The sequence below is a fragment of the Facilibium subflavum genome (genome assembly GCF_003574485.1).
Lineage (GTDB): Bacteria > Pseudomonadota > Gammaproteobacteria > Francisellales > Francisellaceae > Facilibium > Facilibium subflavum.
The window spans coordinates 1-536 of the sequence record NZ_QLIT01000162.1 but is presented as its reverse complement, the minus strand read 5'-3'; the positions used below and the strand labels follow the sequence as shown (position 1 = coordinate 536).

Below are 536 nucleotides of genomic sequence, written 5' to 3'. Positions count from 1 at the left end.
GACGGTCTTGATAGAAACAAGGCAGTAGGGATAGATAAAGTAAGTTGGCAAGAATATGGCAAGCATTTGCCTGACAAGATTGAGAGTCTGGTGATACGCCTAAAGAATAAGTCATTTAAACCACTGCCTGCAAGAAGAGTATATATTCCCAAGGGAAACGGAGAAAGCCGCCCCTTGGGCATCTCGGCAATTGAGAATAAGGTTGTAGAGACTGGCGTTATGCTGATATTGCAGAGTATATACGAGCAGGATTTTCTAGATTGCTCGTATGGTTTTAGACCGGAAAGGAATACACATCAGGCGCTCAACGATGTTGATAAGGCAATTATGACGCAACCTGTAAACCACCTGGTTGAGGCAGATATTAAAGGATTCTTTGACAACGTGTCACATGACAAGCTAATGGGGTTTGTAAGGATACGAGTAAAGGATTCTAGTCTGCTTCACCTGATAGAGCGGTTTTTAAAAGCAGGTTACGTTGATAATGGCGTATTAATTGATACGGAAAAGGGCACACCCCAAGGAAGTATCCTAAG

The 536-nt window shown here is 42.7% G+C and carries 1 protein-coding gene; it reads left to right on the top strand.

All coding sequences use genetic code 11. From position 1 onward, the window contains the following. Positions 1-536, top strand: a 536-nt coding sequence (locus DNK84_RS09765; RefSeq protein ID WP_268876902.1) for a reverse transcriptase domain-containing protein, incomplete at both ends; no start/stop codon positions are given.